The organism is Micromonospora sp. BRA006-A (genome assembly GCF_033433935.1).
GTDB lineage: Bacteria > Actinomycetota > Actinomycetes > Mycobacteriales > Micromonosporaceae > Micromonospora > Micromonospora aurantiaca.
In genome coordinates this window covers 3,011,693-3,025,387 of sequence record NZ_JANCLW010000001.1, presented here as the reverse complement: position 1 = coordinate 3,025,387, position 13,695 = coordinate 3,011,693, and the positions used below count along the sequence as shown (strand labels likewise).

Genomic DNA, 13,695 nt, shown 5'->3' with positions numbered 1-13,695 from the left:
CCCCACCGTCAGGTGCGCGCCGTGGCCTTGCGGAACAGTGCCGTCGCCAGTGGCACGAACACCACCAGCAGGCCGAGCGACCACAGGACCGATGCCAGGGCGTCGCCGCCCGGTGAGACGCCGTTGAAGTAGTCGCGTGCCGCGTTGATGGTCAGCGTGACCGGGCTGTTGTCGCTGAACGGCCGCAGCCAGCCGGGCATCGACTCGGACGGCACGAACGCCGAGCTGACGAAGCCGAGCAGGAACATCCACGGCATCGCGGTGCTCTGCGCACCCTCGGCGCTGGAGGCGGTGACGCCCACGATCGACAGCACCCAGCAGAGCGCGAAGCCGAACAGCAGCAGCACGCCGATCCCCGCCAGCACCTGTAGGAACGTGCCGTGCAGCCGGAACCCGAAGGCGTACCCGACCGCGCCGGTGACCACGAGCGCGATCAGGTTGCGGAAGGTCTCGGCCAGGGTGCGGCCGATCAGCACCGCGCTGTCGCTCATCGGCAGCGAGCGGAACCGGTCCATCATGCCGTTACGGAGGTCCTCCGCGATGCCCACGCACATGCCGGCGATGCCGCCGAAGACGACGATCTGCCCGAAGACGCCGGGCAGCACGAACTGCTTGTAGTCGCCGCCCGGCACCGAGATGGCGCCGCCGAACACATAGGTGAAGAGGATGAAGAACATCATCGGCTGCAGGATCGCCGCCATGAGCTGGTCGGGGCGGCGCTGCATGTGCCGGATGTTGCGGCCGGCCAGCAGCAGCACGTCACCCACGAACCAGCCGGGCCCCCGCCGCTCGGGCGGCGCCTCCCACGCCGGCGTGGGGGTGTCCCGCTGCCGGGTCGTCGATTCGTCGACGGTCACTTGCCCTCTCCCTTCCGAGCGGACGACGTGGCGGCGCCGGCCGCGGCGGCGCGGCTGCCGGTCAGGGCCAGGAAGACGTCGTCGAGGGTGGGGCGCCGGACCACATGGGTCGCCACCCGGATGTCGTGGTCGGCCAGCCGGTTCAGCGCGTCGGCGACCCGGACGAGATCGTCGCCCATCCGCGCGGTGATCTGCGCCAGCGGCCGGTCGACGACTGGTTCTTCGGTGCCGGGCGACCGCAGCAGGGCGACCGCGTCGTCGAGCCGGGCGGGATCCTCCAGGACGAACTCCACACGGTCTCCGCCGACGCGCGACTTCAGCTCCGACGGAGTGCCCTGGGCCACCGCCCGCCCCTTGTCGAGCACGGTGATCGTCTTCGCCAGCCGGTCGGCCTCGTCCAGATACTGCGTCGTCAGCAGGACTGTGGTGCCCTCACGGACCAGCATCTCGATCTCGGTCCACAACCCGAGCCGTGACTCCAGGTCGAGGCCGGTGGTGGGCTCGTCGAGGAAGAGCACGCGCGGGCGGATGAGGATGCTCGTGGCGAGGTCGAGCCGTCGCCGGGTGCCGCCCGAGTAGGTCTTCACCTGCTTGTCGGCGACCTCGTCCAGACCGAAGCGGGTGAGCACCTCACCGGTGCGCCGGCGGGCCTCGGCCCGGCCGATGCGGTAGAGCCGGGCCACCAGTTCGACGTTCTCCCGGCCGGTGAGGACCGGATCGACGGCGGCGAACTGGCCGGTGAGCCCGATCATCGAACGCACCCGCCCCGGCTGCTTCGCCGCGTCGACGCCGTAGATCTCGACGGTGCCGGAGTCGGCCCGCAGCAGAGTGGACAGAATCCGCACCGTCGTCGTCTTGCCGGCGCCGTTGGGGCCGAGCAGGCCCACCACAGTGCCGGGCGCGGCGTCCAGCGACAAGGCGCTGACAACCTTACTTTTGCCTAGCTGCTTGCTGATGTCTCGCGCTCTGATCGCGTCCGCCATGGCGACACCCTATCATCCGCTATATTTTCGCGCAGTTGTCGAGCTTGCGTTTCGCGTAGTGTCAGCCGAGCTGACGGAGCCGTACCGGAAGCGACGCGAAGTCGCGGAGCGGTATCGTGCGCCGCCGCACCGGCGGGGCGGCCAGAACCAGGCCGGGAGCGGCGGCGCGCAGCCGGCGGAGCAACACGGCGATCTCCAATCTGGCCAGACCCGCGCCGAGGCAGTAGTGGATGCCCGCGCCGAAGCTCAGCGGCATGGGACCGGTGCGGCCCGGGTCGAACACGTCCGCGTCCGGGAACGCCTCCGGATCCCGGTTCGCGGACCCGATCAGCAGCCGCACCTGGGAGCCCTGTGGAATGACGACCCCACCCAGTTCCACGTCCGCGCCGGTGAAGCGCAGGCCGGGCGCGACCTGCACCGACGACTCGAAGCGCAGCGTCTCCTCGACGAACCTGCGGGTGCCGTCCTCGGTGTCCAGCCAACGTCCGCGCCCGGGGTCCTCCAGCAGCAGCAACATTGCGTTGTCGATGGCGGTCGCCGTCGTCTCGAAGCCGGCCGACCAGAGGGTGAACAGCAGGGTACGCAGCTCGGCGTCATCGAGGCTGCCGTCCTCGGCGTCACGCACCTGCACCAGCGCCGAGACCAGGTCGTCCCGCGGATCCCGGCGGCGCTGCGCGATCATGGCGTCGAAGTAGGTGCCCAGCTCGCGGAACGCCTCGTCGGCCCGCCGGACCGCGTCGGGTGTCGCGGCCGGGTCGACGACGTTCATCATCTCGGGCACGTTGCGGGCCAGCGACTCGCGGTCCGGCTCCGGGATGCCGATCAGGTCGGACATCATGTGCATCGGCATCGGCACCGAGACGTCGGTGTGCAGATCGACTGTGGCCCCGTCGACCAGGCGCTCCAGCACGTCCGAGACGAGCCGGTCCGACCACCGTTCCATGGAGGCCTGCATGTCGGCCACCCGGCGGCTGGTGAACCCGTGCCCGATCAGCTTGCGCAGCCGGGTGTGCTTGGGCGGGTTGCTGCCCACCAGCGAGCTGACCAGCACGTCGTACGCCTCGTGCTCGACGGCCTGCGGGAACATCTGTGCCATCGCGTCCGGGTGCGCGCCGGGGAAGACCTCGGCGTGCTTGAGCACGTACTGCACGTCGGCGTACCGGCTCACCAGGTACGCGCCGAACCGGCTGCGGTAGACCGGCGCGGTCTCGCGCAGCCAGGAGTAGATCGGGTACGGGTCGGCGGCGGCGGCCGGCGACATGAGCTGGATCAGGGCGTCCGGCGCCCCGGTCTCGACCTGGTCGGACAGGGTCATCGCAGCTGCCTTCCTCGGAGGGTGACGACGCGGGTCAGGTCCAGCCGTGCTGGTGCGACGGCGAGGGCCGCGGCGAGGTCAGGTTCTGCGCCCGGACCATCGAGTCGCGGAAGAAGCCGCAGATGATCTCGCGCTCCTCGCGCTGCAGCTCGGCCGGGAGGTTCTCCCAGTTGTCCACGAAGATCTGGAAGAGGCTGCGGCCCACGCCGGCCGGCTCGATGTAGAGCTTGCCGTTGAGCTCGACCGGCCACGAGGCCCGGCGCAGGCCGAACTCCAGCCATGGCAGGTAGGAGGGGAACTGCTGGTTGGGCTCCACGTGGCGGTGCACCGACATCTCCACCACGCCGCTGGCGTCTCCCATGATCAGCGTGAGCTTGTCGCCGTCGGTGAACGTGCCGAAGCGACGCTGCAGCCAGTACCGCAGCGACTCCGGCTTGGTCAGCAGCTCCCAGGCGTCGTACGGCGTGGACTCCAGCTCGATCTGCACGTACGGACCCATCCGCCGCCACGGCCAGCGCCACGTCGTGCCGGTACGCAGGTAGCCGGCGAGCTGGTCGAGGATCCCCGGCCAGCCGTTGCCGTTCCAGCCGCGCCAGTCCGACGGTGAGTTCAGGGCCTCCTCGGTCGCGGTGATCCGGGTGCCGCCGTCGCCGGTGGTGTCCAGTTCCCAGACGACCCGGGTGGCCGGTCCGACGCCGACCCAGCGCCAGAAGTACTTGAGCTCGGCGTGGCCGTCACGCGGCGGCTCCGCCACGAGGGGCCGGCAGTGGAAGAACTCGCCGTCCTCGAAGTCGAGCAGGACGTCGCTGCCGACGGCGGTCAGTGAGCCCCGGCACCGCGCCAGCCAGGAGCGGATCTCCTCCGGCGTGGTGAGCGCCTGCCAGACCCGCTCGATCGGGTTCGGGATCTCGACGACCGCGACGAGGCGTTCCCAGCGGTCCTGCACGATGGAGCGGGCCTGGATCGCGTTGAGCGGTGGAAAGGCGTCCAGGGCCCGCGACGGTTCGAGTTCGGCGAAGTCCGGCCAGGACGTCTCCGTGGTGTGTGCTCCGTTCAGCTCTGCCGATTCGACGGACACGGTCTGCCTCCCTGGGGTGCGACCTGGGCCGGCTCGAGGACGGCGGACGCTCACCGGGCCGCTGACGGGCACCACTGATCACCGGTCGCCGCCGGTGTGGCGCCGATCGGTGTGCGGGAGTCAGGATCAGGTGCGTCGCGTGCCGCCGTCCGGGGCCGGAACGCGTACGCCGATCGTAGGAAGGCCGGGGGTCTCGCCGCTTCTCGCAACTTGCGCAGCGCGCCGATCCCCCGGCGTCAGCCCTTGAGCACCCGGCCGGCACCGAGCAGCTCGACGGCCTGGGTGATCCGCCGGGCCCGGGTCTCCGGCCGCTTGGCGCCGGTGATCCAGGTGACGTACTCCTTGGTCCGCGAGTAGGACAGCGTCGCGAAGAAGGCCTGGGCGTCGGGATGATCGCCGAGCGCGGCGGTCAGGTCGTCTGGCACCTCCACGGTGCGCGCCTCGGTGTCCGGTTCCAGGGTGACGCGCACGTCGTCTCCCGCCTCCACTCCGGCGGCGGCTCGTACGGTCTTGTTGACCACGATGTACCGGTTGCCGTTCGGCCCGGTCATCACCGAGCCGGCGTACGGCGTGTCGTTGATCCGGCCGGTCACCGGGATCCGCGCCGCGGTGCCCAGCCGGCCGGCGATCGCGGGCGGGACGGTGACATAGGTCCACGCCCCGACCTGCTCGCACACGAGTGTGCCGCCGAACGTCTCGCTCATCTGCGCTCCCTCACCTCTCGTCCGCGGACCGGCGGCGTCACACCGGGGCGGGCCCCACGTCGGCCAGCCGGTCCGTGGAAACCGCCACGTCGGGGGTGATGCCGAGCAGCCGCAGGCAGCGGGTGACCGCCGCCGGCACACCGACCGCCGCGACCTGCCCGCTGACCAGTGCCTCGATCGGGTCGAGCTGCCGCATGCCCAGGCTGAAGAAGCTGCGCGCGTCGGTGCGGACGGTCAGCGACGGCGCGTCGGCCGGCCCGGCGACGACCTCGGCGTGACCGGCCCGCACGTCGACGTGGAAGACCTCGTCGTCGACCCGGAACTCGTAGCTCTCGTCGATCACGCCGGTGCGTCCGTCGTCCACCATGGCCTCGATGGCGAGGACGGCCCAGGACGCGCGTACCGTTGACCCGGAGGGAAGCTCGTGCCCCGCGGCGTAGGCGAGCCCGAAGCGGGACAGCCCGAGGATCGGCTCGTGCAGCGAGCGGCCCAGGTCGGTCAGCTGGTAGCCACCGGTGCGCTTGCGGGGTTCGGTGGGCGTCAGCAGGCCGGCGTCGACGAGCGCGGCGAGCCGGGCGGCGAGCAGGTTGGTGCCGATGCCGGGTAGCGCTTCCAGTAACTGATTGTAGCGGCGCGGGCCGTGCAGTAGTTCGCGAATGACGAGCAAGGTCCACCGCTCGCCCACCACATCCAACGCGTAGGCGAGGGCACACTGCTGGTCATACGAGCGTTTCCCGCGGGCCCCGTTCACTTCGTCCACCCTCCGGCTGTCATGCTACTTGAGTATTGCATGACAATGTGGTGGCGGCGAGTGACCGCCTACCCGGGCGGTACCGACAGGCGGGCGAGCTCCCGCGCGCAGTCCGCGGCGGCCGTCCAGGCGGCGGCGAACCGGCGGCGCAGCGCGTGCGCGCGGTTGTCCGGCAGCCCGAGATGGCGCCAGCCCTGGTGGCTGAACTCCAGCCGCTGACGGTCGGCCAGCCGGTGCAGGGCCAGCTCGGCGGTGGTACCGGCGCCGCGCTCGGTGACATGCACGGTGAACGTCACCGTCCCCTCCCGCACCGACCAGTCGTCGAGCGGGAAACGACGTGGCCCGTCGGCGTCGACGACGAAGAACCAGGCGGGCCGGAAGCCGTCGCTCGCCACCGGGAGCCACCGGTAGAGCAGCGACGGTTCGAACGCGTCCCAGCCCGGTGGCAGGTCGACCGAGCCGTCGATGTCGGACCGCCAGTCGTAGCGCGTCGAGCGGCCGGTGCGCAGGTACCCGTCGAGTCGTTGCAGGAAGTCGGTCCAGCCGGCGCGCATCTGCTCGATCTCGGCCGGCGGCCGCACCGGGTCGGCGTCCTCGACGGTGAGCCGCGCGCCGCCGGGAGTGGGCTCGGCCCGCCAGGTGATGTGCTGCTCGGGCCCGACGCCGAGGAACGACCAGGTGAACTCGATGAGCCGGTCGTCGGTGACGCGCACCGGCGTGACCACGAAGAAGTCACCGTCGCCGAAGTCGATCCGCCACGGCGTCCGGACGTGCCAGTCGCCGCGGGTGGTGCCGAACCAGGCGGCGAGACGGACCGGGTCGGTCAGGGCCGCCCACAGCTCGTCCACGCCGACCGGCACGGTGATCGCCGTCCGGACCGGAGGCGCGCCGAGAAGCCGTCGACCCCGGTCAGCCCTGTGGTCGTCCATCGTCTCTCCTCCCGGCCAGCGAGCGCGGGCCGGACCACGTCGCGTCCGGCCCGCGTCCATCTCACTGCTACATCGCGTCCTTGGCGAGGTAACCGCCCATGGTGAACCGCAGGCTGGTCACGTACGCCACCGGGTCCTTCTCCGGGTACCGGGTGTCGTGCAGCGGCAGCATCCGGTAGATCTGGCCCTTGCCGGGCGAGCCGGCCGGCGGGATCTGCCGGACGTCGTCGATGGTCAGGATGATCGGTTCCTTGTTCATCAGCTTCAGGCCGAGCTTCGGCATGTCGAAGATGGCACCGACCGCCATCCGGCAGGCCTTCGCCGACGGCCCCTCACCGGCGTACGGGTCGAAGGGGGTACGGATCTGGCCGGTCGACAGGCAGTCGGGGTTCAGCGTGACGGTGATCTCGCCGAGTTCCTCGCAGCTGCCGGTCATCTTCATCTCGATCAGGTTCGTGTAGACCTCGGCGGTCGCCCAGTCCTCGGAGGTCGGCTCCGAGCGCACGACCCGGACGTAGCCCTCGAACGGCACGGTGTACTCGCCGACGCCGGGCACGGCGAACGTGTCGACCGAGGTGATGCCGAGGTTGTCGATGCCGGGGACCGGCGGCGTCCACGGCTTGACCTCCGTGCCGACGTACCGGTTCGGGACGCCGTCGGTGGGAACCGGCCGGCCGTAGATCACGGAGGGCTTGCTGGCGGGGGCTGTCATGGTCTTCTCCTCCTGAGAGTTCGGCGCGGCCTCGGCCGCCCGGACGCATCGCATGGATCGTGGGAACGGATGCGGGGTGCCTCGCCCGTCAGGGCATCAGCGTGGTGTGGTCGCAGCAGGTCAGGCCGGGCTCGTCCGCGACGCCGTCCTGGTCGGAGTCGATCTCACCGTCGACGGTGGAGTACACGTCACGCGAGTTCATGTCGATGCGGCCGTCGCCGTCCCAGTCGTTCAGCTTGCCCTTGAACGTGCCGAGGATGAAGGCGTTGGTCATCGGGCCGACCTCCGGGTCGTGCAGCGTGGACAGCACGCCGTTGCCCGGGGTGAGGACCTGCTCGATCGAGCGGCCCGCGATGCGGGCCAGGTTCACGTAGCCCCAGCCCTGGAAGCGGCCGCGGACGTAGCGGATCGCGGCCTCCTCGCGGATCTGGAACTTCGGCTCCAGGTGCCAGGTGCCGTACCGGGCGAAGCCGATGTTCGCCTTGCGCACGCCCTCGCTCGGGTCGTCGGCGCGACCGGACTTGAAGAACGTCCGCGGCACCAGGGACTCGAAGAAGAAGTTGCCCCGGTCACGGCGCGTGCGGTCGGTGAAGCCGCGGAACAGGTAGTTGTCGCAGTGCGGCGAGCCGTCGGCGTGCAGGCCGGAGATCGTCTTGGCGATCACCAGCTGGCGCTCGCGGGTCTGCACGTTGGGGCAGGCGTGGGCCTGGCCGTAGATCCGCGCGAGGCCCTGCGGGGCCAGCGAGATCTTGCCCCAGTGCGTGTTCGACTCGTCGAGACGCACGTACAGGTCGCAGTGGATCAGCAGGTAGATGGTCTCGTCGAAGGTTCGGCCCGGCGTGTAGAGGGCGTCCCGGCCGTCGAACGACGGGTCACCGCTCTGCAGCTCGCTGATGAACAGCTTGGACCATTCGGCGATCTCCGGATCGGCGTCACCGAGGAACTTCTGCAGCGTCGAGATCGCCTGGGCACCGCCCAGCTTCTCGATCGCCCACAGCGCGTCCCACCGCACCTCCCGGTTGGTGTCGTGCCGGACGACCTGCTCCAGGAGCTCGAAGGCGTCGGCCTGGTCGCGGTCGGCGTACTCGTACATCGCCTGCTCGCGCATGGCCGGGTCGGCGTGGTGCAGGGCGTCGTGACGCAGCTCGTCGTTGGTCCGGTTGTCGAGCCGGATCGCCACCCGGTTGAGGGCGTACCCGAAGTCGCTCGCCCACGCCGCCGGGTCGCCGGCCACCAGCCGGGGATCGACGTTGCTCAGGGTGGTGCGGTACGCGAAGTTGAGCGCGTCGCGCTGTTCGGTGCCGAGGTCCTCGAGCAGTGCGGTTTCCTGCGGCCACGTCCGGACCTCACCGTCGGCGGACACTGGAGACTTGTTGCATAGGTCGATCGCCATCTCGCATTCCCTTCGGTCGGTTCCGTCAGGCTCAACATCGACGACGCTATAGAAAAATGAACCTGGACACTTCTCACGCCTTTCCATCCCTCCCTAAGCTGTCGGTACATGTAGCGATCGGGGGCTCCGATGGTGGCTCACACGCCCACGTCCGTACCGCGCTCGTCCCTCCCGCAGATGTCCGGCCGCGCCGCCGCCTGGGCGGCGATCACAGCTCGGCACCTCGCCGTCGCGGCCGGGCGGCGGCTCACCCGGCGGGCCTCGCCCACGCCCGCCGGGGTGACCGCACTGCTCACCCGGCTGGGCCCGACGTTCGTCAAGGGCGGCCAGATCCTCGGTACGCGTCGTGACCTGCTGCCCGGCCGGTGGTGCGACAAGCTCGCCCGCCTCAACGACCGGGTCCCGGCCATGTCCACCCGGGAGGCGCGCGCGGTGCTGGACGCGGCCTACCCGGACGGCACGCCGTTCGCGCGGATCGGCAGCGAGCCGGTGGCCAGCGGCAGCATCGCCTCGGTCTACCGGGCCTGGCTGCACGACGGGACACCGGTGGCCGTCAAGGTGCGGCGCGGCGGCATCGGCCCGCAGATGCGCCGCGACCTCGACCTGCTCAGTGCCGGCGCGGGGCTGCTGGAACGCCTGCCCGGTCTGCGCAAGGTGCCGATGCGCCGCATGCTGGGCCACGTCTCCACCGCCGTGCTGCGGCAGCTCGACTTCGCGCAGGAGGCCACGGCGCTGCTACAGCTGCGGCAGAACCTCGCCGACGTCGCGGCGTTCCGGATCCCGGCGCCCCGGCCGGCGCTCTGCCGCGACGGCGTCCTGGTGATGGAGTGGATCCCGGACCTGCGGCAGTTCAAACCCGGCGACCTCAACCGTGAGCAGCGCCGCCAGATCGTCCGGCGAGTGCTGCACGGCGTGTACCGGATGCTGTTCGTCGACGGGCTCGTGCACTGCGACATGCACCCCGGCAACCTCTACCTGCGGGTCGAGGAGGTGGTGCTGCTCGACGCGGGGTTCGTGGTCCGGCTCGAACCGCACGTACGGCGGCTGTTCGCCGAGTTCTTCCTGTCCATGTCCATGGGTCGCGGCCAGCAGGCCGCCGAGGTCATCCTGCGCAGCGCCGAGCACGTACCGCCGGGGTGCGACGTGCAGGCGTTCCAGGCCGGCGTACGGGATCTCGTGGTGCGCAACCACCGCCGCACCGCCGGGCAGTTCCGGCTCGCGCCGTTCGCCGCGGAGCTGTTCAACCTGCAGCGGCGGTTCGGCATCACGGCGGCGCCGGAGTTCGTCTTCCCGCTGATGTCGCTGCTCGTCCTCGAAGGGATGATCAACGACTTCGACGTGGATGTGGACTTCCAGGCCGAGGCCATCCCCACCCTGCTCGCGGTCCTGCGATGAGGACCACGCTCGACATCCGCACGCCCCGGGAACGCGAGGCCGCGCCGCCCGGTGACGCGCGGGCGTTCCGGTGGACGATCGTCGGCCCCGAGCGGCACGCGCTCGCCCCGGCGCTGCGGGCGGTGAGCCGCGACGACGCGCCGGAGGCGATCGCCGTGCTGCTCGGCCGCACCTTCCACCGGGTCGACAACGGTCGCCTGCTGCGGGCGATCCGGGCGGCCGTGGCACGCGGCAGCCGGCTCGCGGTCGTGCACCTGGGCGCGGGCGGCGGCAGCCTGGCACGCGCCGCGGCGGTCGAGCATCCCGGCCTGTCCTGCGTGGTGACGGAGCTGACCGAGGGCCCCACACCGGCCGCGGTGCGCGCCGCCACCGGCCTGGTCACTGCCGCCTCCCCGGTCGCCGGCGAGGTGCGGGTGGACCGGGACGGCCGGCTCCACACCACCGACTGGCGGCCGGTTCACCTGCCCGCGGCGGCCGGCACCGCCGGTCCCGGCGGAGCCGTGCTGGTCACCGGCGGACTCGGCGGGCTCGGCCTGCGGGTCGCCGCCGTCCTGGCCTGCCGGCACGGCCTGCACCCGATCCTGGCCGACACGGCCACGCCCGAGCGGCTCGGCACCGCGAGCCGCCGGCACCTCGACCGCATCGCGGGAACCACGGGGGTGACGGTGCTCCGGGCCGACGTCACCGACGGCGCCGCCCTGCGCCGGGCACTCGCGGGCACCGGACACCTGCGGCTGACCGGTGTCGTGCACTGCGCCGGGCTGCTGCTCGGCGGCCCGGTCACGGCCGGTACGACGGCCGGGCTGAGCGCCGTCCAGGCGGCGAAGGTGGACGGCCTGCGGCACGCGCTGGACGCGGTGGACCGCCATGCACTGCGCCGGGTGCTCGTCTTCGGCTCGATCACGGCCGAGCGGCCGCACCGCAGCCTCGGCGCGTACGCGCTGGCGAACGAGCTGCTGCGGCGCTGCGCCGTACGCCTCGCGGCCGACCTGCCGGCGGCGGTGACGCTGGTCGCGGAGTGGTCGATCTGGAGCGGCGCCGGCATGGCGCACGGAACGCCCGGCGCGGTGGCGGCGGCCCGGCGGCTCAACCTTCCGCCGGTGCCGCTCGGGCCGGGAATGGCCACAGTGGACGCTTTGTGGGGTCTGCCCGCCGCGCCCGGCCGGGCTCAGCGGCTGCTCATCTCCGGGTGCTGAGCCGCGGCGGGCGGCGGCTCGACGCCCCGCCGAGGCCGCAGGACGAGCATGGCTACCGCCACGAACACCACGACGGCGTTGATCAGGAGCAGCACGGCACTCAGCGGGTCGATCCCGTGCTCGTGCAGCGGAGCGGCCGCCTCGGCGCCCTGATCCGGCACCCCGGCCGGCCGGACTCCGGTGCCGACGCTGAACCACAGCGTGCCGCTCTTCTCACTACCGTCGGCGAGCACCACGTGGTAGGCGACGACGACATCGCCGCGCTCGGCGCTGCGTACCGTCTGCACCAGGGACCGGTCCCCGCTCGGCCGCGGCTCGCCGACGGCCAGCGACCGCCCGGCGGCGTCCCGCACGGCCACGTGCGAGTCGGCGGCCACCGGCCGCCCGGTGAAGACCAGCTCGACCGCCGACGGCGCCGACGTGAGGACGGCGCCGTCGGCGGGGACGCTGCTCGCCGCGCCGGAGCCGGCCCACGCGGCCCCGGTCCAGCCGAACAGCACCGCGAGGCCCACGACGACGGCGGACGCCCACCGGGCGCGGGTCACACACCACCCCGCGTCACTGCCAGCGCCGGCGCGACCCGGCGGCCGGCGCAGGTGCACACCATGGCCTGCTCCTCGGCGGCGGAGGGCCGCAGGTGCCGGTACATGGCGACGACCATCGGGATGAAGACGACGGAGTTGTAGAACAGGTGCAGCTCGACGCGCGGATAGAGCACCTGGAGCAGGCTCGTGGGCACCGGGTTGCCGAACAGGAAGTGCCCGGTCTGCGCCTGGATGAGCAGCAGCAGGTGCTCGATGTGATGCCAGAACTGGAGGGCCAGGGCGATCGTCCACCAGGTGCGCGCCTGCCCGGCGAACCCCGGGCGCAGCAGGAAGAGACCGACGAGCATGAGCAGCGCGTACCCGTAGTGCATGACCTCGGACGTCACCAGCCACGGGTAGAACTCACCGAGGACACCCCGCGCCTGCGGACGGGGCCAGCCGAGCACCCAGATCTGGTACGCCTGAACCAGATGCTCCGCCCAGTGGGCGAGCACTACCACCATGAAGCCCGACAGTGCCACGCGGTGATGACGACCGTTGAGCGCGCCGATGAACCCGTTCGACATGCGGTATCCCCCTCGCCGGCGATCACGGAACGTACACGCATCGACGCTAGACGTCATGGGGGTGAGCCCTCTTCTCCCAGATTGCTCATCCGGCCGGGGGTCACCGCCGCGTGGCGAGAGCGAGGAACCGGTGCGGCGGATCGTCGTAGCCGGTGAGGCGCCATCCGGTGCGGTGCGCGGCGAGGCGCAGGGACGTCTCGGTGAGGGGATCGCCGGGGTGCGTGCCGCAACCGGCGAGATCGGCGCGGCCGGAGGGATGGAAGAGGACGAGCCGACCGCCGGGGCGGGTGACACGGGCGAGTTCGCGCAGCCCGGCGTCGGTGTCGGGCAGGTGCAGGAGCAGGCCGGCGGCGAAGACGGCGTCGACGGCGCGGCCGGGCAGGGGGAGACGGCGGACGTCGGCCAGGGCGAGCGCGGCGTCGGCGGCGTGGGCGCGGTGCCGCGCGACGTCGATCATGGCGGGGGTCAGGTCGACGCCGAGGACGGTGCCGGCGGGTCCGACGGCGTCGCGCAGCGCCGGAAGCGCGCGGCCGGTTCCGCAGCCGACGTCGAGGGCGCTGGCCCCGGCGGGGATGGCGGCCTCGGTGACGGCGGCGGCGTACGCGGCGAGGTCAGCGCCGGAGTCGGTGTCCCAGGTGGCGGCGCGGGCGGCGAAGAACGCCTGCGTCTCCGTGCGGTACCAGGCGTCGGTGTGGGTGAACCAGGCGCCGATGTGCCGGATGACAGGCCACGCGGGGTCGCCCAGGTCGACCACGATGTCGGCGGCGCCGTTCCGGGGGTGACGCCCGCGTTCCGGGGAGGCGCCGCGCACCCGGATCGTCAGGTGCCAGTGGCCGGCGGGCAGCTGGGCCCGCCAGGCGGGGCCGGCGGCGATGACGACGGAGCCGTGGGTGAGTCCGCCCCGCAGGTCGGCGGGGCCGGCGCAGATCGCCCGGCTGAGTCGTATGCGCGGGCGGCCCGCGTCGCGCAGGGCGGCGGCCAGCCGGTCGGCCAGCACCGTCGCGTCGCGCTCGTGGCCGTCGACGAGGACGTAGGCGGTGCCGGCCGGAATCGCGGACGTGACGTGACCGAGCACAGTGGCCCATCGGGCGCGCTGCGGGCCCGTCACCGACGTGCGCCACCGGGCCGCGGACTGCTGCCCACTCATGGACATCTATGATGCAGGTTCGATCGTCCCCCGGCCAGAGGCACCGTTGTCGCACGGTTCTCACCGGTCCGGCGTCGCAACCGGCGCGCGCCACGACCGCACGGCGGCCGGGCCGCAGTGCCGG

14 protein-coding genes are annotated in these 13,695 nt (G+C 72.0%); 2 read left to right on the top strand and 12 right to left on the bottom strand.

Annotated features, from left to right (window positions below; all coding sequences use genetic code 11):
- Positions 1-8: 8 nt before the first annotated feature.
- The 9 genes from NMK34_RS13535 to NMK34_RS13495 form a co-directional block, all read right to left on the bottom strand.
- Positions 9-857: an ABC transporter permease gene (locus NMK34_RS13535; protein WP_135239627.1), complete on the bottom strand. Its 849-nt coding sequence runs from the start codon at positions 855-857 to the stop codon at positions 9-11.
- Entirely contained in the window at positions 854-1,840 is a 987-nt protein-coding gene (locus NMK34_RS13530) for an ATP-binding cassette domain-containing protein (protein ID WP_412098878.1), read from the bottom strand. Before NMK34_RS13530 ends, NMK34_RS13535 begins: the two co-directional genes overlap by 4 nt.
- A 61-nt stretch (positions 1,841-1,901) precedes the next feature.
- Complete coding sequence (locus tag NMK34_RS13525) at positions 1,902-3,155, bottom strand: cytochrome P450 (protein ID WP_318333671.1); 1,254 nt, start codon at positions 3,153-3,155, stop codon at positions 1,902-1,904.
- 34 nt (positions 3,156-3,189) lie between these two features.
- Positions 3,190-4,233, bottom strand: coding sequence for an SRPBCC family protein (locus NMK34_RS13520; RefSeq protein ID WP_318333670.1), 1,044 nt, complete (start codon positions 4,231-4,233; stop codon positions 3,190-3,192).
- 236 nt (positions 4,234-4,469) lie between these two features.
- The gene (locus NMK34_RS13515) at positions 4,470-4,937 is read right to left on the bottom strand and encodes a YdeI/OmpD-associated family protein (protein WP_318333669.1); all 468 of its coding nucleotides are present in this window, start codon (positions 4,935-4,937) and stop codon (positions 4,470-4,472) included.
- A 37-nt stretch (positions 4,938-4,974) separates the two neighbouring features.
- Positions 4,975-5,688 carry a winged helix-turn-helix transcriptional regulator gene (locus tag NMK34_RS13510; RefSeq protein WP_318336339.1) on the bottom strand — a complete coding sequence of 238 codons (714 nt, stop codon included), beginning with the start codon at positions 5,686-5,688 and terminating at the stop codon, positions 4,975-4,977.
- Positions 5,689-5,756: 68 nt separating this feature from the next.
- Complete coding sequence (locus NMK34_RS13505) at positions 5,757-6,617, bottom strand: SRPBCC domain-containing protein (RefSeq protein WP_318333668.1); 861 nt, start codon at positions 6,615-6,617, stop codon at positions 5,757-5,759.
- A gap of 67 nt (positions 6,618-6,684) precedes the next feature.
- Positions 6,685-7,329 (bottom strand): DUF6073 family protein, encoded by a 645-nt coding sequence (locus tag NMK34_RS13500; protein WP_128137189.1) that lies wholly within the window; start codon positions 7,327-7,329, stop codon positions 6,685-6,687.
- Between the two features lie 88 nt (positions 7,330-7,417).
- A complete protein-coding gene (locus NMK34_RS13495; RefSeq protein WP_269696721.1) occupies positions 7,418-8,722 on the bottom strand; it encodes a HEAT repeat domain-containing protein in 1,305 nt (434 codons plus the stop codon).
- 177 nt (positions 8,723-8,899) lie between these two features.
- Between NMK34_RS13495 and NMK34_RS13490 the strand changes: the two genes are divergently transcribed.
- A complete protein-coding gene (locus tag NMK34_RS13490) occupies positions 8,900-10,117 on the top strand; it encodes an ABC1 kinase family protein (RefSeq protein WP_318333667.1) in 1,218 nt (405 codons plus the stop codon).
- Positions 10,114-11,313 carry a KR domain-containing protein gene (locus tag NMK34_RS13485; protein ID WP_318333666.1) on the top strand — a complete coding sequence of 400 codons (1,200 nt, stop codon included), beginning with the start codon at positions 10,114-10,116 and terminating at the stop codon, positions 11,311-11,313. Before NMK34_RS13490 ends, NMK34_RS13485 begins: the two co-directional genes overlap by 4 nt.
- Here NMK34_RS13485 and NMK34_RS13480 read toward each other — a convergent pair.
- From NMK34_RS13480 to NMK34_RS13470, 3 genes are all read right to left on the bottom strand, one after another.
- Positions 11,286-11,858, bottom strand: a complete 573-nt coding sequence (locus NMK34_RS13480; RefSeq protein WP_318333665.1) for a copper resistance protein CopC — start codon at positions 11,856-11,858, stop codon at positions 11,286-11,288. The genes NMK34_RS13485 and NMK34_RS13480 overlap by 28 nt on opposite strands.
- Positions 11,855-12,424, bottom strand: coding sequence for a hypothetical protein (locus tag NMK34_RS13475; RefSeq protein ID WP_318333664.1), 570 nt, complete (start codon positions 12,422-12,424; stop codon positions 11,855-11,857). Before NMK34_RS13475 ends, NMK34_RS13480 begins: the two co-directional genes overlap by 4 nt.
- Before the next feature lie 100 nt (positions 12,425-12,524).
- The gene (locus tag NMK34_RS13470) at positions 12,525-13,571 is read right to left on the bottom strand and encodes a class I SAM-dependent methyltransferase (RefSeq protein ID WP_318333663.1); all 1,047 of its coding nucleotides are present in this window, start codon (positions 13,569-13,571) and stop codon (positions 12,525-12,527) included.
- Positions 13,572-13,695: the final 124 nt, after the last annotated feature.